Origin of the sequence: Nonomuraea sp. NPDC005650, from assembly GCF_040605375.1 — a bacterium.
In the GTDB taxonomy this organism is placed as follows: domain Bacteria; phylum Actinomycetota; class Actinomycetes; order Streptosporangiales; family Streptosporangiaceae; genus Nonomuraea.
This window is the reverse complement of the sequence record NZ_JBEXCR010000011.1, coordinates 108043-126559: the sequence shown is the minus strand read 5'-3', so window position 1 is coordinate 126559 and position 18517 is coordinate 108043. Positions and strand designations below refer to the sequence as shown.

At 72.0% G+C, this 18517-nt stretch carries 13 protein-coding genes; 5 read left to right on the top strand and 8 right to left on the bottom strand.

What is annotated here, in order from left to right:
* The first annotated feature begins 57 nt into the window (after positions 1–57).
* Positions 58–303 carry a hypothetical protein gene (locus ABZS69_RS20445; RefSeq protein WP_355374450.1) on the top strand — a complete coding sequence of 82 codons (246 nt, stop codon included), beginning with the start codon at positions 58–60 and terminating at the stop codon, positions 301–303.
* Positions 304–645: 342 nt separating this feature from the next.
* On the opposite strand, the gene ABZS69_RS20440 is transcribed toward ABZS69_RS20445, so the two are convergent.
* From ABZS69_RS20440 to ABZS69_RS20405, 8 genes are all read right to left on the bottom strand, one after another.
* Positions 646–1758: a winged helix DNA-binding domain-containing protein gene (locus tag ABZS69_RS20440; RefSeq protein WP_355374447.1), complete on the bottom strand. Its 1113-nt coding sequence runs from the start codon at positions 1756–1758 to the stop codon at positions 646–648.
* 307 nt (positions 1759–2065) lie between these two features.
* Positions 2066–3757, bottom strand: coding sequence for an ABC transporter family substrate-binding protein (locus tag ABZS69_RS20435; RefSeq protein WP_355374445.1), 1692 nt, complete (start codon positions 3755–3757; stop codon positions 2066–2068).
* A gap of 30 nt (positions 3758–3787) precedes the next feature.
* A complete protein-coding gene (locus tag ABZS69_RS20430) occupies positions 3788–5881 on the bottom strand; it encodes an ABC transporter ATP-binding protein (RefSeq protein ID WP_355374442.1) in 2094 nt (697 codons plus the stop codon).
* A complete protein-coding gene (locus ABZS69_RS20425; RefSeq protein ID WP_355374932.1) occupies positions 5878–6792 on the bottom strand; it encodes an ABC transporter permease in 915 nt (304 codons plus the stop codon). The genes ABZS69_RS20430 and ABZS69_RS20425 overlap by 4 nt, the downstream gene beginning before the upstream one ends.
* Positions 6792–7775 carry an ABC transporter permease gene (locus ABZS69_RS20420; protein ID WP_355374439.1) on the bottom strand — a complete coding sequence of 328 codons (984 nt, stop codon included), beginning with the start codon at positions 7773–7775 and terminating at the stop codon, positions 6792–6794. The genes ABZS69_RS20425 and ABZS69_RS20420 overlap by 1 nt, the downstream gene beginning before the upstream one ends.
* Before the next feature lie 84 nt (positions 7776–7859).
* Positions 7860–10211 (bottom strand): AAA family ATPase, encoded by a 2352-nt coding sequence (locus tag ABZS69_RS20415; RefSeq protein WP_355374436.1) that lies wholly within the window; start codon positions 10209–10211, stop codon positions 7860–7862.
* A 64-nt stretch (positions 10212–10275) separates the two neighbouring features.
* Entirely contained in the window at positions 10276–11172 is an 897-nt protein-coding gene (locus tag ABZS69_RS20410) for a haloalkane dehalogenase (RefSeq protein ID WP_355374434.1), read from the bottom strand.
* A 15-nt stretch (positions 11173–11187) separates the two neighbouring features.
* Entirely contained in the window at positions 11188–12969 is a 1782-nt protein-coding gene (locus ABZS69_RS20405; protein WP_355374431.1) for a tetratricopeptide repeat protein, read from the bottom strand.
* 260 nt (positions 12970–13229) lie between these two features.
* Here ABZS69_RS20405 and ABZS69_RS20400 point away from each other — a divergent pair, with 260 nt between their 5' ends.
* The 4 genes from ABZS69_RS20400 to ABZS69_RS20385 all read left to right on the top strand — a co-directional run bounded on the left by ABZS69_RS20400 (position 13230) and on the right by ABZS69_RS20385 (position 18517).
* A complete protein-coding gene (locus ABZS69_RS20400; RefSeq protein ID WP_355374429.1) occupies positions 13230–14759 on the top strand; it encodes an MFS transporter in 1530 nt (509 codons plus the stop codon).
* 8 nt (positions 14760–14767) lie between these two features.
* Positions 14768–15460, top strand: coding sequence for a DoxX family protein (locus ABZS69_RS20395; protein WP_355374427.1), 693 nt, complete (start codon positions 14768–14770; stop codon positions 15458–15460).
* A gap of 413 nt (positions 15461–15873) precedes the next feature.
* The gene (locus tag ABZS69_RS20390; protein WP_355374424.1) at positions 15874–17454 is read left to right on the top strand and encodes a Coagulation factor 5/8 type domain-containing protein; all 1581 of its coding nucleotides are present in this window, start codon (positions 15874–15876) and stop codon (positions 17452–17454) included.
* A 40-nt stretch (positions 17455–17494) separates the two neighbouring features.
* Complete coding sequence (locus tag ABZS69_RS20385) at positions 17495–18517, top strand: LacI family DNA-binding transcriptional regulator (RefSeq protein WP_355374421.1); 1023 nt, start codon at positions 17495–17497, stop codon at positions 18515–18517.

The window sequence follows — 18517 nt, the reverse complement described above, 5'->3', positions numbered from 1 at the left end:
AGAAGGGCTATAGAAGCGGGTATCCCCCCGGCGATTGGACTGAAGAGGGGGATCACCATGGCTGTTTGCGAGACCTGCGGGAACGACTACGACATGGCGTTCGAGGTGCATGCGCAGGGTGCGGTGCACACCTTCGACTGCTTCCAGTGCGCGATCGAGGGGATGGCACCCATCTGCGAGCACTGCGGCACCAAGGTCATCGGGCATGGGGTGCAGTCGGGCGAGCACTGGTACTGCTGCGCGCATTGTGCCCGCGCGGAAGGCACCAAGGGCATCGTCGATCGCATCATGGCCACCACCTGACCTGCAATCTGGGTTCCTGCCCATCCCACCGCCTGGGCCCCGACCCGCCGTCGGGCCCGGGCCGTCGGACGCGGCCCGCTGCGGGGAGGGTGCCCTCGGTTGGGGGTGGCCCGTCCCCGAGAGGGGCGACGCGTCGCGGGCGGTTCTCCGGGGGCGTGGGTGACTCGTCTCCGCTGGGGGCCGCTCGTCCTTGAGCGGGGTTGCTCTCCCAGGGGCTGGGTGGCTCGCCTCGGGGGAGCGGGGTCGCCGTGGGGCTCCCCCGGGAGAAGGCACTCCGGGGGAGGGCGTGGTGGCACGTGCTGATGGCATCGCCCAGACCCGCCGGGCAGGGCGCGTCCGGGGTCAGGGGAGCAAGGTGCGAGTGCGGGTGATGGCCTCCTCAAGGGGGCCTGGCGGGACCGGGGTGGCGAGATCGACGGTGATGTGGCCGTTCTTGGCCTCCCAGACGCCCGCGACCCGCCCCTCATGGACGACCACGGGGGAGATCCACCCCGCCTGGCGGCTCACCTTGGGCTTCAGGGGCGGCGGGATCAGCGGGGCGAGGTCGCGTGGCGCGCCCAGGATGTACTGGTCGAAGCCCGGCAACAGGTGGACCTCGGTCGACGGGCTGGTGGCGGCGAGGTCGTCGAGGTGCTCGGTCAAGGTCAGCAGCGTCTGGCCGTCGGTCTCGACCTCGGTCAGCTCGGGCGCCAGGTCGCGGAACCATCCCTTCAGCACCGTCTTCTTCGCCACCCCGCCGAACAGCCACCTGTCGAACATCTCCGGCGTCGCCGGCCCATGCGCGCCCAGGAACGCGCGGGCCACCCGTACGCCTGCCTCCTCGTACGGCGGCAGGGTGGCGGGCCACCCTGAGAACCAGGCGCGCGGGGAGGTGAAGGTGACCCTGCCGTCACGGGGCGGGCCGTAGCAGAGCTCGCCCAGGCGGCTAAGCGGCTTGAGCAGGGCGCCCCAACCGGACGTGAGCGCCTCCCGCAGATGATCGTCCCCGGTCACGGTCACGACGGCATCGACGAGCTCTTCCCTGGTCAGCGCCGCCGGTCCGCCCGATTGCGCCCCGCCGGGCAGGGCGCGGGGGACGGCGTCGATGATCGCTGCGATCTCGTCGGCGGTGACACCGTGGCCGCGCTGCCATGAGCCCTTCTCCCAGAAGCGCAACGTGCCCAGAGCCGCGCAGTAGTCGGCCAGCCCGTCGGAGGGGACGAGGTGGAGGGTGCCGCGCATGATCCACGTCTTGGCCAGCGTGCGGTCGCTCCACAGGGCCCGGTCGATCGCGGCGGGGTCGGGCTTGTCGCTCCGGACCGCCACCGCGAGCTGGGCCGAGGAGGCGACCTGCGCCTGGACGCCGCACAGCCGCCGGGCCACCGCCACGGGATCGGGCGCGTCCGGCTCGCTCACGAACTGTCTGCGCAGGCGCCACGCGAGGATCTGCGGCCAGGTCAGCTTGGCGGTAGTCACGCGTCCCTTCTACACCCTGCCGCCGACACTTCCCACGCCACCGAGAGCCCCGAGGCCGCCCCATCCCCACACGTCACCACGACGGTAATGCTGGGCTGAGGTGTCGGGGGTGGCGGCTGGGTGGTCATGGGATCCGGCGGCGCCGTGGCACCAGGTGCCGTGGGCGTCGGGGCGCGGTGGTGCCGTGGCGCCCGAGCACTCAGCGGCCCCAGCGGCGCTCGGCCCGAGCGGGGATGGGCCCGAGCGCCGATCGGCCCGGCCGCCGGTGGAACTGGCGGTCGGGCCGATCGGTGAGGTTGCCGGTGGGTCAGCCGGTGAAGCCGATGTCCTCGTAGCGGAGGTCGTAGAAGCCGCGCGCCCCCACGTTCGCCAGCGTCTGGCGGACGGCGACGTTCTGCGGGCGCTGGTAGAGCGGCAGGACGTTGACCTCCTGCCAGATCAGCGCGTCCGCCTCGTTGGCCGCCGCGCGGGCCCGGACCGGGTCGAGGCTCTGGGCGGCGCGGTTCATGGCCTGGTCGATGGCGGGCGAGCCGGTACGGCCGAAGTTCGCGTTCCAGGTCTTGCCGTCGGCGGAATTGGCATAAATCCCGAAACTGCTGGAAACCGGGAAAGGCGTCCCGATGTACGCGAACGGCGTGATGTCAAAGTTGCCAGGGATGACGTACTTGGTGAAGAAGTCGTCGCTCGGCACCGCCTGGATGGTCAGTTTCACGCCGATCTGGGCGAGCATCGTCTGCGCCAGCTCCCCCTCGGCCTTGCTGATCTGAACCCCCGACGGCACCACGAACCGCAGGTCGAGCACCTTCCCGTTCTTCTGCCTGAACGAGCCGTTCAGCTTCCACCCGGCCGCGTCCAGGAGCCGTCGTGCCTGACCGGGGTCGTACGCCCCGAGCTTCCCGGCGTTGTCCTGGTAGCCCTCCTGCGTGTTCATGAAGAAGTGGTTGTTCAGCAGGGCGATCGGCCAGTCCAGGCCCTGGAGGTCGGACTGCGCGATGGCCTGGCGGCTGATGCCCAGCTGGACGGCCTGCCGGACGTTGCGGTCCTTGAGCAGCTCGCTGGACCCGTTAAAGGTGAAATGCCGGAAATCGGGACCTGCGGCCTGCCGCACGTGCGCCCCCGGCGTGCCCTTCGCGCGCGCGTAGTCGGGCGCCGACGGCCCCACGTCGATGAGGTCGAGCTCCCCGTTGCTGAACGCCGAGATCAGCGAGTCCTGCTCCGACGACCGATAGATGATCTTGTCGAGCTTGGCCCGGTTCCCCCACCACGTGTCGTCCCGCACGATCGTGATCGTCTTGGCCGTCTGGTCGAACCCCCCGAACTTGAACGGCCCGGCCGTCACCGGGATCTTGTTCAGCCAGGCGGTGTCGAAGGCCTCGGGCGTCCGGTTCGTGGCGGCGGGCAGCAACGGCCCGAACAGCGCCTGCCAGTCCCCGAACGGCTTGTCGAACGTCACCACCACCTCGAAGTCGTCCTTCCCCCGGGCCACCTTCTCGATGTCCTGGTAGCCGGTGGGCGAGGCGATGTGGAAGGCGGGGTTGCGCCCGTTCAGCGCGTGCCACTGGGCCTCGAAGTCGGCCCACGTGATCGGCTTCCCGTCGGACCACTTCGCCTTCGGGTTCAGCTTGTACGTGACCACCTGCTTGGGCCGCTGCTCGGTCACCTCGGCGTCGAGCACGTAGTCCTTGTCGACCGAGATGTCCGCCTTCTCGTCGGAATGGAACGGCGCGGGCAGCAGCGCGTTGCTGACCACGGCGGCCATGGCCAGGTTGCCGTCGACGTGGTTCCTGTTCCACTGCGCGGGGAACTCGTTGATGCCCCACCGCAGCGTCCCGCCGTCCTTGACCTTGTCGCGCGGCTGCGGGTTGATGTCGTAGGCCCTGATCGTACGCTCGTCCCCGCCGCTCTCCCGGCCCGGCCTGCTCCCCGTGCCGCTGCCGCAGCCCGCCAGGCACAGCAAGCCCGTCACGGCGACGGCCACGACAAGACGTGATGCTTTCATAGAGCGAATTCCTCCCGGTCTGAGCGAGGTCTAGACGACTTCGCGCCTCTCGGCGTAATGGCAGGCCGCTCCCTGGTCCTCGCCCAGCGGTCGTACCTCGGGCTCGACGTCCACGCAGAGCCTGCGTTCTTCGTCGGTGAGCTCGCCGCGGAACTTCGGGCACCTGGTGCGGAATCGGCAGCCCGTCGGAGGGTTGGCCGGGCTGGGCAGGTCGCCTTCGAGCAGGATCCGCTCCCGGGCGCGCTCGCGTACCGGATCGGGCAGCGGGATCGCCGACAGCAGGGCCTGCGTGTACGGATGCGCCGGGGCGTCGAACACGGTGTCCACCTGGCCGATCTCGGCGATCCTGCCGAGATACATCACCGCCACCCGGTCGGCGATGTGCCGTACGACCGCCAGGTCGTGCGCCACGAACAGGTAGGACAGACCCAGCCGGGCCTTCAGCGAGCCGAGCAGGTTGATCACCCCGGCCTGGATCGACACGTCCAGCGCGGAGACCGGCTCGTCCAGCACCAGCAGCCGGGGCTCCAGGGCCAGCGCCCTGGCGATGCCGATGCGCTGCCGCTGGCCGCCCGAGAAGTCCTGCGGGTAGCGGGCCGCGTGGGAGGTGTCCAGCCCGACCAGGGCGAGCAGCTCGGCGATGCGCCGGCCTGGGCGGCGCTGCCCGTGCGTGCGCAGCGGCTCGGCCAGGATGTCGTGCACCGTCATGCGCGGGTCGAGCGAGGCCAGCGGATCCTGGAAGACGATCTGCATGTCGCGCCGGATCGCCTTGCGATCGGAGCCGCTCAGCCGCGCGGTGTCGTGTCCGAGCACCACGATGCGCCCGCTCTGGGGCGCCGCCAGCTCCAGGATCTGCGTCAGTGTGGTCGTCTTGCCGCTGCCCGACTCGCCGACCAGCCCCAGCGTCTCGCCCTGCCGGACGTCGAAGCCGACCCCGGCCACCGCGTGCACCGTGCCCACCCTGCGCTTGAAGATCGCGCCCTTGAGCAGCGGATATTCCTTGACCAGGCCGTGCACCTCCAGCACCGTGCGCTCGCCGCGCTCGCCGCGCTCGCCGCGCTCGCCGCGCTCGCCGCGCTCGCCGCGCTCGCCGCGCTCGCCGCGCTCGCCGCGCTCGCCGCGCTCGCGCCGCCCCGGCTCGACGGGGACGAGGACGGGCTCGCGGGGCCGTACCTCCTGCCAGCGGATGCAGGCCGCGCGGTGCCCCGCCCCCACGTCGAGCAGCGGCGGCTCACCCTCGTCGCAGGCGTCGATCTTCATCGGGCAGCGCGGCGCGAACGGGCACCCCGGCGGCAGCGCCTCGGGGGAGGGCGGGCTGCCCTCGATGGGCACCAGCGGCTGCCGCGCGCCCCGGTCCACGCGCGGGATCGAGCCGAGCAGCCCCACCGTGTACGGCATCCGCATCCCGTAGTAGATGTCGTCCACGTCGCCGATCTCGACGGGCCGCCCGGCGTACATGACCAGCACCCGGTCGGCGAACCCGGCCACGACGCCCAGATCATGCGTGATCATGATGATCGCGGCGCCGGTCTTCCGCTGCGCCGTCTTCAGCACCTCCAGCACCTGCGCCTGGATGGTGACGTCGAGCGCGGTGGTCGGCTCGTCGCAGATGATCACGTCGGGGTCGTTCGCGATGGCCATGGCGATCACCACGCGCTGCCGCATGCCGCCGGAGAACTCGTGCGGGAAGGCCAGCGCCCGCTCGGCCGGACGCGGGATGCCCACGAGCTCCAGCAGCTCGACCGCCTTGACCAGGGCCGTCTCCTTGCTCACCCGCTGGTGCACGCGCACGGCCTCGGCGATCTGGTCGCCGACGCGGTAGACGGGGGTGAGCGCGGAGAGCGGGTCCTGGAACACCATCGAGATGGTCTTGCCGCGGAAGGCCGTCAGCTCCCGCTCGGGGGCCCCGATCAGCTCCTTGCCGTGCAACCGCACCGACCCGGTGACGCGCGCCCCCGGTGGCAGCAGGCCCATGACGGCCGCCGAGGTGACCGACTTGCCCGACCCCGACTCGCCGACGATGCCCAGGACCTCGCCGGGCTCCACGTCGTAGCTCACCCCGCGGACGGCCGGCACGCCGCCGAACGACACGTTGAGGTCGGTGACCTTGAGCACCGGGCTCATCGCCGCCCCCGCCGCGCCGAGGAGGGGTCGAACGCGTCACGCAGCGCGTCGCCGATGAGGTTGACCGCGAGCACGGTGACCACCAGCAGCCCCGCCACGAACCAGAACGTCCACGGCGCGTAGACCGCCGTCCTGGACCCATCGGCGATGAGCGTCCCGAACGACACGTCGGGCGGCTGGATGCCGAACCCGAAGTACGACAGCGAGGTCTCGGTGAGGATCGCGCTGCTGACGTTGAGCGTGGCGTCGACGATCAGCAGCGAGGACAGGTTGGGGATCACGTGCCGGAAGATGATCCGTACGGGGGAGACGCCCATGTAGCGGGCGGCCTGGATGAACTCCCGCTCCTTCAGCGAGATCGTCATCCCCCTGACGATCTTCGAGGTCACCATCCACAGGAACAGCGCCAGCATCACCACGAACAGCGGCCACTGCCCCGCCTCGAACAGCGGCGACATGATCGCCAGGATCAGGAAGCCGGGCAGCACGAGCAGCAGGTCGGTCACCCAGCTCAGGGTCCGGTCCGTCCACCCCAGGAAGTAGCCCCCGAACGCGCCCACCACGGCGGACAGCGCCGTGGAGATCAGGGCCGCGAGCAGCCCCACGACCAGCGACTTCTGCATGCCGCGCAGCGTGACCGCGTAGACGTCCGCCCCCGTTTGGAGCGTTCCGAACCAGTGGTTGGCCGACGGCGGCTGCATGAACGCGGTGAAGTCCTTGTCGGTGTACGTCCACGGGGAGAAGATCGGCCCCGCGAACGCCAGCAGGAACATCAAAGCCATCACCGCGAACCCGATCCGCCCCTGCGGGGAGGCGAAGAACCGCCCGGCCACCACCCGCAGCCTGGACGGCGCCGTGGCCGGCGCGCCGTCGGCCAGCTCCTCGGCCAGCTCCTCGTCGGAAAGCGTCATCACGCCCGCACTCTCGGGTCGAGCGCCGCGTGCAGCAGGTCGGAGGCCAGCGAGGCGCACAGCACGGCGACGGCGGCCAGGAGGGAGATGGCGGCGACGGTGTTGACGTCGTTGGTGAAGATGGAGTTGATCAGCTGCTCGCCCAGCCCGTGCCAGCCGAAGATCTTCTCGGTGAACGTCGCCCCCGTCAGCAGCGCCCCGAACGTGAACGCGAAGTAGGTCACCACCGGGATGAGCGCGGTCCGCAGCGCGTGCCTGGTGAGCGCCTGGCGCCTGCTCAGCCCCTTGGCCAGGGCGGTGCGGACGAAGTCGGCGCCCCGCACGTCGAGCATCATGTTGCGCTGGTAGCGGCTGAAGACCGCCACGAGCCCCACCGACAGCGAGATCGTCGGCAGGATCAGGTGCTGCAGCCGGTCGACCACGTGCCCCCAGAACCCGGCCTCGAGCCCGTCGGTGTACTCGCCGCTGACGAGGAAGACCGAGCTGCCGAAGATGCGCTCGTTGGCCCAGGCGGCGGCCAGGATCAGCATGTTGGCCAGCACGACCACCGGCACGGCCAGCACCACGAAGGACAGGGCGGTCGAGAGCCGGTCGAACCAGCCGTACTGCCGGACCGCCGCGAAGGCGCCCACCAGCACCCCGAACAGGCTCCCGAACACCATCCCCAGCACGACCAGCCGGAACGTCACGCCCATGCGCCGTTTGAGATCCTCGTTGACCGGGGCGCCCGCGACGGACTTGCCGAAGTCGCCGCGCAGCACCCCGCCCGCCCAGGTGGCGTAGCGCTCCATCAGCGGCGTCTTGTCGTTGAGGTTGAGCGCGGTCAGTTGCGCGTCCACCACGGCGGGCGGCGGTTTCGGCGTGCGGTCCGCGTAGTTGGAACGAGGATTGAGAGCCATGGCCGCCAGTAGGTAGGCGAGGCTGGCAGCCACTACGACCAGCACGGCGTAGTTGAGCAGCCTGCGGGCCAGAAACCCCGCCATCGCGCTCCCCCTCCGACGCGCACCGCACGTAGTTATATTGCTACACCATGTGATGGCTCGCGCGCAGGGAACCGCCGAAGATGGTCAACGTCCGGAAAGTTCGTCCACAGCGGTGCGGACATCCTCGCTCGTGATCGTCGTCAGGTCGGCCGAGCTGGCGGACCCGCCGCGCGAGGCGTGGGCGGCCAGCCGCACGTCGCGGCGCATGGCGGCGCGCTCGAACAGCGACCTGGCGAACCGGCCGTTGCCGAGCCCGTCGATCAGCCGCTCCTCGCACACCCAGGCGAACACGTCGTCGAGGTCGCGCAGCGCCTCCTCGTCGAAGGTGTCGCCGGCCTTCTCCGCCAGCAGCACCGCGATCTCGGACAGCTCCTGCGGCGCGTAGCTGGGGAAGGCCACGCGCTGGTTGAACCGGCTGGACAGGCCGGGGTTGGTGGTCAGGAACGCGTCCATCTCGCGCTCGTAGCCGGCCAGCACGATGACGAGCCGGTCGCGGTCGTCCTCGGCCCGCTTGAGCAGCGTCTGCACGGCCTCGGCGCCGAAGGCGTCGCCGCCCTGGTAGCCGGGGTTGACCAGGCTGTAGGCCTCGTCGATGAAGAGCACGCCGCCCAGGGCCCGGTCGACCAGCTCGTTGGTCTTGATCGCGGTGGCGCCGAGGTGCTGGCCGACCAGGTCGGCGCGGTGCGCCTCGACCACGTCGGGCCTGGCCAGCAGGCCGAGCGCGGCGAAGATGCGGCCGACGACCCGGGCGACCGTGGTCTTGCCGGTGCCGGGCGGGCCGACGAAGACGAAGTGCCGCATCTGCGGCGGCGTGGGCAGCCCGCGCTCCTGCCGCATGCGCGCCACCTGCAGCTGGGCCGCGATGGCGTGGACCTGCCGCTTGACCGGCGCCAGGCCGGCCATCCCGTCGAGGTCGGCCAGCGCCTCCTCCAGGGTGGGCGTGGCGACGTAGCCGCGGAAGCGGGCGGTCAGCTCGTCGAACGCCTTGGTCACGTCGGGCGTGGTCGTGGTCACCAGGTCCTCGGTGGTCGGGGTGCCGCCCGCGCCCACCACGCGCACGTCGCGGGCCTGCGCGGCGGCCTCGACCAGGCTGCGCGCGAACCTGGCGTTGCCCAGCTCGTCGACCAGGCCGCGCCGGTGCACGTCCTCGAACAGGCCGAGCAGCACCGGCCTGCTCTCGGCGGCCATCGTGTCTCCCCTGCGCCGCTGGAGCAGCTCGGTGACCTCGACCAGCTCGGCGGGGGAGTAGCCGGGGAAGCGCACGCGGGTGGCGAACCGGCTGGCCAGCCCGGGATTGCTGGACAGGAACGAGCCCATCTCCTGCTCGTAGCCGGCCAGGATGATGATCAGCCGCTCGCGGTCGTCCTCGGCGCGCTTGAGCAGGGTCTGCACGGCCTCGGCGCCGAACCTGTCGGGCTGGCCGTCGGAGGAGTTGACCAGCCCGTACGCCTCGTCGATGAAGAGCACGCCGCCCAGGGCCCGGTCGACCAGCTCGTTGGTCTTGATCGCGGTCGCGCCCAGGAACTCGCCCACCAGGTCGGCCCGCTGCGCCTCGACCACGTAGGGGGTCTCCAGCAGGCCGAACGCGTAGAAGATCTTGGCGAGTGCGCGGGCCACGCTGGTCTTGCCGGTGCCGGGCGGGCCGACGAAGACGAAGTGCCTGGTGGGCCGCTCGGTGGTGTAGCCGGCCTCGGCGCGCAGCCGGGACGCCTCGATGGAGGCGGCGATCGAGCGCACCTGCTCCTTGACGGGGGCCAGGCCGACCATGCTCTCCAGCTCGCTGAGCGCGTCCTCGACGGAGATCTGCGGCGGGCCGCCCGACTTGTCCTGATGGGACTCGGGCCTGCCCTCGCGGGCCCTGACGCGTACCTGCTGCTCCTCGGCCGCGGCGCTCTCCGCCCTGACCTTGCGGGCCAGCAGGAACCGGTAGACCAGCACCGCGGCGGCCACCGCGTAGGCCACCCAGACCGCCACGTTCGCGGAGACGAACGAGAGCGGCGCGGCGAGCACGCCGGCGGGCGCGAGCGCCAGCAGCGTGGTCGCCCACGGGGCCACCCAGCGGATGAGGTGGGCGGCGGCGGCGACCGGCAGGGCCAGCGCGACCATCAGGTGCACCGTGCCGGAGCCCGGCGGGAACAGCCCGGAGAAGGCGGGCAGCGTCAGCACGACCCAGCCCGCGACCACCAGCGCGGTGGCGGCGGCGCGGGGGAAGCGCATGGTCAGCGCGACGAACGCGAGCCCCAGCAGGACGAGGGGGAAGGTGTTGAGCAGATTCCACCCGAGCGCCGCCCCCAGGCCCATGACGGCGACCAGCGCCACCACGTAGAGGACCCGGCGCACGGCCGGGGGAATCTGGTAATAACGCAGCCGAACCTTCTCGAACAGATCCCGCGCCGTGGCCCGCCCCGCGGCCTGGGCCCTGCCGGACTCCCGCATCACGCCTCCCCGGTCCGCCCCCGGTTATACCGCACCGGACCGACGATTGGGCGCTCCTGACACGCTAGGTGGAGGTCACGAAAGCGGCGATCTGCCGCCCGAGTTCGGCCCCCGCGTCCTCCTGGAGGAAGTGCCCGGCGCCCTTGACTACGGGATGCCGCAGGCCGGACGTGCCGGAGATCGACTTGAGCAGGATCGGCGCCATGCCACCGGTGATCGGATCTCCGTCGGAGAACGCCACCAGGAAAGGCCGGTCGAGTGTCGTGAGAACCTGCCAGGCAGCGCGGTTGGCGGGCGCGGCGGGGTCGCCGGGCGTGATCGGGACGAGGCTCGGCATGACGCGGGGGCCCGCTTTGTACGACTCGTCGGGGAACGGCGCGTCGTAGGCCGCCCGGACCTCCGCCGTCAGCTCCGTCTTGCAGCCGGCCTGGACGAGCCGGGCGATGTCCAGCGCCGGGGCCTTGAGCACGGCGTTCCTGAACCGGTGCCACACGTCGGGCATGGGAATGTCACCCGTGGGCAAGCCCGTGTTGGCGGCCACGATCCTGGCGACGCTCCCGGGGTGCTCGGCGGCGATCCGCAGCCCGATCAGGCCGCCCCAGTCCTGGCCGACGACGGTGAGGCCGCTCAGCCCGAGGGCGTCGAGCAGTAGGGCGCGGGTCCACTCGACGTGCCTGGCGTAGGTGTGCTCGGCCTGGTCGGCGGGCTTGTCCGAGCGGCCGAACCCGACAAGGTCCACCGCGATCGCGCGCAGCCCGGCCGCGGCCAGCTCGGGCATGACGTGCCGGTAGAGGAAGGACCAGCTCGGCTCGCCGTGCAGGAGCACCACGGGCTCGCCGTCGGCTGGACCCGCCTCGACGTACGCCATCCGCAGGCCGTCGGGGACGTCGGCGTAGCGGGGCTCGTACGGGAAGTCGGGCAGGTCGGCGAAGCGCTCGTCCGGCGTGCGCAGGGTCCGCATAGAACAAGATTCTAGCTAGCTCCGCTGATGCCGCCCAGGGAATTCGCCGACGAGCACCTGTTTGGGGGTGACGCGCAGGACGTCGGAGTCGGGCAGGGCGATCCCGCGTACCTCCACCCAGAACCGCCGCTGCAGCGGGTCCGCCGCGAACACCGCCACCCTGGGGTCGGTCTCGACGGCGTCCCACGCGTTCAGCTCCGTGATCACGCGCAGCTCGCCCGACGAGGTGACGGACGCCACCGCACCGGCGACCCGGGGGCCGAGGGAGTCGGCGTAGGACAGGACGATGCTGCGGGCGTACGAGAAGGTCTGGCGCACCTCCGGGCTCAGCGCGACGGACGGCTCGGCGCCCATGGGCAGATCGCACATGATCAGGGAGGCCCGCCAAGGGCCCGGCCCGCCCCGCCACCAGGCGCGTGCCGCCCGCGCCCCGAACACGACCGCCACCGCCGCGAGCGCGCCCAGCCCGACCCGCCACGCCCACGTCGCCGCAGGCTCCACCTGCCAGGCCCGCAGCAGGCCGCCCGCCGCGCAGGCGGCCGCGGCCAGGACGACGAGCGCGGTCGCGGTGGGCAGCCACCGGTCGTCGCGGTGGCGGGCGCGCAGGTAGCCGCGCACCATGGGGTAGGGCACCGCCAGGGCGGCGACGGCGGCCCTGGGCTCCACCGCGAGCGCCCCGCCCACCAGCGGGACCAGCACGGACCAGGTCCTGCCGAGCAGGATCCAGAGGATCACGCCGGCGTTCCTGCGGGCGGTGCGGCCGGCCTGCGCCGCGTGGATGTGCTCCCGGGCCTCCCTGGCGCGCACGGTCTCGGCCAGCGCGAGGAGCGGGCGGCCGCGCCACGCCTCCGCCAGTGCCCGTACGGCGGCCAGCGCGGGCCAGGCCAGCACCACGATGCCGGCCAGCCCCGCCCAGACCGGGTACAGCGCGGGCGGCACGGACGGCACCGCCCCCAGCAGCAGCCAGGCGGCGAACGACACCACCGACACGACCGCCGACACCACCGCCGCGCCGAGCCAGGGATCCCTGCAGAGCATCGGGGGCACGTACGGCCACAGGCCCACCCGCCGCGCCTGCCTGACCGTGAGCGGCACCAGCAGCACCAGCACGGCGAAGCCGCCGAGCTGGGCCTGGACGCCCCAGTCGAGGAGGAGCGCGGCCCCGGCGATCGCGAGCGTGGCGAGCGCGACCAGGAGGCGGGCCTGGCGGGACCAGACCTCCAGCGCCCGCCTGGCCCTGCCCGTCTCGCGCGGGTCGACCGGCCAGGACGGATCGTGGTGCGGGCGGGGCCGGTCCCAGCGCAGCAGGGACAGGCCGAGGTTCGCGCGGGCCTGGGGGTGTGCGGGGTCGATGGCGAGCGCGGCCCGGTACGACCGCTCGGCGTCGGCGTGGTCGCCGCCCAGCAGGGCCAGGTCGCCCAGCATGACCCCGGGGTCGGCCTGCTCCGGCGCGAACTTCCCGGCCAGCGTGGCGTGTTCCAGCGTCACCTGCCAGCGGCCGGGGGAGCGGCGCAGGATCGCGGCCAGGCGCAGGCGGGCCGGCCAGGAGCCGCGGGCCAGCTCCACGGCCCGTTCGGCGGCGGGCAGCGCGTCGGCGTCGCGGCCCAGCCGTTCGTGGGCGAGGCTGATGAGCCGGTACGCCCATTCCGCGCCCGGATCCAGGTCGACCGCGCGGCGGGCGGCGTCGAGCGCGGACTCGGGGCGGCCGGCGTTCAGCCTGTCGAGGGCCTCGTCACACCATTCACGTGAGGATCGGTCGGAAAAATCGCCTTTTCTGTCACTTTGGTCGGCCCCCACGGTCTCCATGATCGGGTCGAGGGCCAATGTTGGATAGATGTCGACATATGGCTGTATCTCTCTAGAGAGGTACCGGGCGATCTGTGGATCAGTCGATACTGCTATGACAAGTGCTGGACATGCCCTAAGCTGCGACGCAAGCCGGAGCGCTAGGAGTCGAGGCGGATGAGCTCGGAAGGAGCGAGCGTCGAGCCAGGCTCTCGCCACCGACCAAAGAGCATGTGCGGGCCCTGTCAACGGATCGGCCTGCAAGGAGGCCCATGACCGTCACACAGGCCGCACCCCTCGTACGGACTGCCGATCGGGAGCACGGGGACCGCCGCTGGTCCATTCTTGTGCTGCTCTGCGTGAGCCTGCTGCTGATCACCGTCGACGCGACCGTCCTGCACATCGCGGTGCCCGCGCTCACGGCCGCGCTGGAGCCGTCCGCGGTGCAACTGCTGTGGATCATCGACATCTATTCGCTGGTGGTCGCGCCGCTGCTGATCATGTTCGGCACGCTCGGCGACCGGTTCGGGCGCAAACGGCTGGTCCTGCTCGGCTACGTGCTGTTCGGCCTGGCCTCGTTCGGGGCCGCGTTCGCCCCGACCCCGCTGACCCTGATCCTGGCCAGGGCGCTGCTCGGCATCGGCGGGGCCATGATCATGCCGGCCACGCTGTCCCTGATCCGCCAGATCTTCACCGACAGGCGCGAGCGCGCCATCGCGCTGGGCGTCTGGAGCGCGGTCGCGGCGGCCGGCGCGGCGGTCGGGCCGCTCGTCGGCGGCGTGCTCGTCGGCATCTGGTGGGGCGCCGTCTTCCTCATCAACGTGCCGATCCTGCTGGCCCTGATCCCCGCCGCCATCCGCCTGCTGCCGGACTCACGGGGCCGCAAGGACCGGGCATGGGACGGCGTGAGCGCGGCGCTGTCGGTGGTCGGCATCCTGGCGCTGGCGTTCGGGCTGAAGGAGGCGGGCGCGGGCAGCCTGTTGCCGCTGTGGGCGTCGGTGCTGGTGTTCCTGGCCGGTCTGGGGCTCCTTGGCGTGTTCGTACGCCGCCAGACCCGGCTGAGCCAGCCGCTGCTGGAGGTCGGGCTGTTCCGGCGGCGCGAGTTCGCGACCGGGGTGGCCGGCGTGCTGCTCGGCGTGTTCGCGCTGGTGGGCCTGCAGCTCATGCTCGCCCAATACCTGCAGCTCGTGCTCGGCGACAGCCCGCTGCGCGCGGCGGTCCGGATGTTGCCGCTGGTGATCTCGGCCATCTCCGGAGGGCTCGCTGCCGCTCACATCCTGCCGAGAATCGGCATGCGAACCACTATGAGCGGCGGGCTCGGGCTCGTCGCGCTCTCCTTGACCCCCACGCTGTCCTGGGGCGTCGAGAATCATCCCGTCATGCTGGCGATCTGTTTCGTGGGCATCGGGTTCGGGGTCCAGGTGGCGCTGCTGGCCGCCTCCGACACGATCATGTCCGCGGCGTCCGAGTCCCAGGCGGGCGGTGCCGCGGCCATCGAGGAGACCGCGTACGAACTGGGCGCCGGTCTGGGCGTGGCCGTGCTCGGCACGATCACCGCCGTCGTGTACGCCCCCGGCCTGCACTCCGTACCCGGCGTGTCCGCGAGCGGCATGGACAAGGCCAGGCAGTCGCTCGCGGGCGCGGCGCACGTCGCGCACGAGGTGGGCGGCAGTGCGGGCGGCGCCCTGCTCGACGCCGCCCGATGGGCCTTCGTGAACGCCCTGCACACGACCGTGGTCGTCAGCGTCGTCCTGCTCAGCCTGACCGCCGTCGCGGTGGCCGCGCTGCTCAGCCGTGATTGAGGTGTGCCATGTCCCGTTCAGGGCAGACAACTACCGTGAAACAGGCCCTCCGTGATCTTGCTGCTTTAGTCGCCCGCGTCGGCGTGGGCGGCATCTTCTTCGCGAACGGCTGGACCAAGCTGGAAGACGGGCTGAAGGCCACCGGAGCGAAGTTCCTCCAACAGGGTGCCCCCGCGCCCGGCGCCTGGGCCACGGTCACCATGCTCACCGAGCTCATCGGCGGCGCGCTGCTGATCGCCGGCCTGGCCGTCTCGGCCACCGGGCTGATCCTCTTCGCCGAGGCGCTGGGGGTCTTCGTGGTGGCCCCGCCGCTCAACCCCATCAGCCTGAACGAGCTCATCCTCCTCGGCGCGGCCTCCCTCCTGCTCGCGGTGGTGGGCGCCGGGCGGGTGTCGGTGGACCACATGGTGGTGATCAGGCGGAGGGAGTCGGAGGCGGCGAACGAGTTCGCGGCCGACACGGAAGCGGACCGCGTCATCGCCTCGCTCCGCGAACCCGACAAATCACCGGCTCCCGATGCCGAGCCGGAGGACGCGGCCGACTCGGCCTCGGCCTCGGAGGACACGGCGCCTCACCCGCGGCCGCGCGCCAAGGGCGGGGAAGCGAGCCGCGCGGCGGACCCGGCCCCGGTGCCCGGCGACACGCTGGTGGCCGGCCGCAAGAAACCCCCGTCCCGCACCCGCCGCCCAACCACCGACTGACCCGCCCCGCCGTCCCCTGCGCGCCGGTGCGCAGGGTGCCCGGCCGCCGACCGCGTGGCGCCGAGCTCCGCCGCACCACGTCTCGCCGACCCGGCGCCGGGTTGAGCGCCCACCTCAGCGCGCCCACCTCAGCGCGCCCGTCGCCGCGCGGTTGGGAGTCGACGTCTTCGCGCCGCGCCCGCCTGCCGCCCTCAGGAGGCGCCCGCCCGCGCCCCTCGCGGGCCCCCGCCAACGCGCCTGGAAGCCCCCTCGGCGTGCCCGAGCCGCACCCGAGGGCCCTCGCGTCACACGGGGCGGGCCGAGGGACCCCGTGGGCATGTGAGATGGGCTCATGTTTGGGCCTTGTTGGCCCCGTGGACGCGGCGGATGCTGGTGGGCGAGCCCCCGGTACTCCCAGCCCCGTGAGGTGCCCCATGCCGCGCCGCTCAGCCCACCGGTTGATCGTCCTCGTGCTCCTCCTCACCACCACCCTGGTAATCCCCCAGGCCGCAGCCACCGCCGAGCCCACCAAGGCAGCCCAGGTCAGCGGTTTCATCGACGCACACAGCCACCTCTTCTCCTACGAGGCGTTCGGCGGCCGGCTCATGTGCGGCAAGCCGTACGACCCGGACGGCATCGCCGCGGCGCTGGCCGACTGCCCCGACCACTACCCCAACGGCGAGCTGGCCTGGTTCGAGAACTTCACCCGCAGGGGCACCGTCACCGGCACCCACGACCCCGTCGGCTGGCCCACGTTCAGGGACTGGCCCGCGTACGACTCGCTGACCCACCAGCAGGCGTACTACACCTGGGTCGAGCGCGCCTGGCGGGGCGGCCTGCGGATCCTGGTGAACGACCTGGTGGCCAACCGCCAGCTGTGCGCGATCTACCCCCTGAAGAAGAACTCGTGCGACGAGATGACCACCATCAGACTCCAGGCCCAGCGGGCGAGGGAGCTGCAGGACCACATCGACGCCGAGAACGGCGGGCCGGGCAGGGGCTGGTTCCGGATCGTGGACGATCCGGCCGAGGCCAGGCAGGTCGTCCAGGACGGCAAGCTGGCCGTGGTCCTGGGGATCGAGACCTCCGAGCCGTTCGGCTGCCGCCAGATCCTGGGCATCCCCCAGTGCACCAGGGCGCAGATCGACCGCGGCCTGGACGAGATGTACGCGCTGGGCGTACGCAGCATGTTCGTCTGCCACAAGTACGACAACGCCCTGTGCGGCGTGCGGTTCGACTCCGGCACCCAGGGCGCGATCGTCAACCTCGGCAACTTCCTCGGCACCGGCTCCTTCTGGCAGGCCCGCACGTGTACGACCCCCGAGCACGACAACCCGATCGACCCGGGCGGCGTCCTGCCCGACCCGATCGCGGGCCTGCTGCCGCCGGGCGTCTCGCTGCCGGTCTATCCCCCCGCCCCGCACTGCAACACCAGGGGCCTGACCGCGCTGGGCGAGTACATGGTCCAGGGCATGATCCGGCGCGGCATGCTGATCGAGATCGACCACATGAGCGTGAAGGCCGCGGACCGGACGCTCGACCTGCTCGAAGCCGCCCGCTACCCGGGCGTGATCTCCTCACACAGCTGGGCCGACCCGCTCTACTTCGACCGGGTCTACGCCCTCGGCGGCATGATCACGCAGTACGGCCACGACGCCGAGCACTTCGTCGCCGAGTGGGCCCGTACCAAGCCCATCAGGCAGGCGCACCAGGTCGCCGGCTACGGCTACGGGCTCGACGTCAACGGCATGGGCAGGCTCCCGGCCCCGCGGGGCGGCGCCGACGGGGTGACGTACCCGTTCAGGTCGTACGACGGCAGCGTGCTCCTGGACCGGCTGCGCACCGGCCAGCGGGTGTGGGACGTCAACACGGACGGCGTCGCCAACTACGGCCTGGTGCCCGACTGGATCGAGGACATGCGGATCATCGGCGGCGACGAGATCGTCCGGGACATGGCGGCCGGCGCCGAGTCCTACCTCCGTACGTGGGAGGTGGCCACCTCGGCCCAGCGGTGAGCCCGGCTATCCTGGCGGGCAGGGCGAGCGAGGGGCGTGGATGGCGGCCAGGTCCGGCAGGGTGCGCGCGACGGTGCGTGACGTCGCCGCGGAGACGGGGCTGTCCATCGCCACCGTCTCCCGCGTGCTCAACGGCCAGGCCAACGTCGCCCCGCACACCCGTGAGCTGGTGCTGCGCGCCGTCGGCCGCCTCGGCGACCAGGCGCCGAAGCCGCGCGCGGTCCCCGACCCGTCGGCCGGCGCCGTCTACGTGCGCTGCCCGTACGTGCTGACCGACTATTTCGGGCTCATCGTGTCCTCGGTGGGGGAGACGATCGAGCTGCACGGCAGGCAGATGATCCTCGGCGCGGGCGAGGCCGCCCAGGACGCCCCGGTGCTCGGCGGGCTCCCCGACCGGCAGGGCGTGGCGGGCGCGATCCTCATCCTGCCGCCGGAGCCGGGCGAGGAGCTGGTACGCCTGCGCGACAGCGGCTTCCCCTTCGTGGTGGTCGACCCGAGGACCCCGCCCCCCAGGGACATCGCGGCGGTGTCGGCCGCTCACTTCGCGGGCGGGCGCAAGCTGATGGCGCACGTCGTCGGGCTGGGCCACCGCCGGGTCGGGATCATCGGCGGGCCGGTGGAGTGGCTGCCGAGCGAGGCCAGGCTGGCCGGTTACACGGCCTCGCTGGCGGACGCCGGGGTGCTGCCCGAGCCCGAGCTGCTGCGCAGCGTGCCGGAGCCGAGCACCGAGTACGGCTACCTGGCGGCCTGCGAGCTGCTCGACCTGCCGCGGCGGCCGACGGCGCTGGTGGCGTTCAACGACAAGATGGCCGTCGGGGCGCTGTGGGCGGCGGCCGAGCGCGGGCTGAGCGTCCCCGGCGACCTGTCGGTGGCCGGTTTCGACGACATCGACGTCAGCAGGGCCACCTCGCCCGCCCTCACCACGGTGCGCCAGCCCCTGCAGGAGATGGGCCGGATGGCGGTCACGTTGCTGATGCGGCTGCTGAGCCGCCACACCGTGGAGGCGCTGCACGTCTCGCTCGAAACCGAGCTGATCGTCCGCGGCTCCACCGGACAGGTCTGA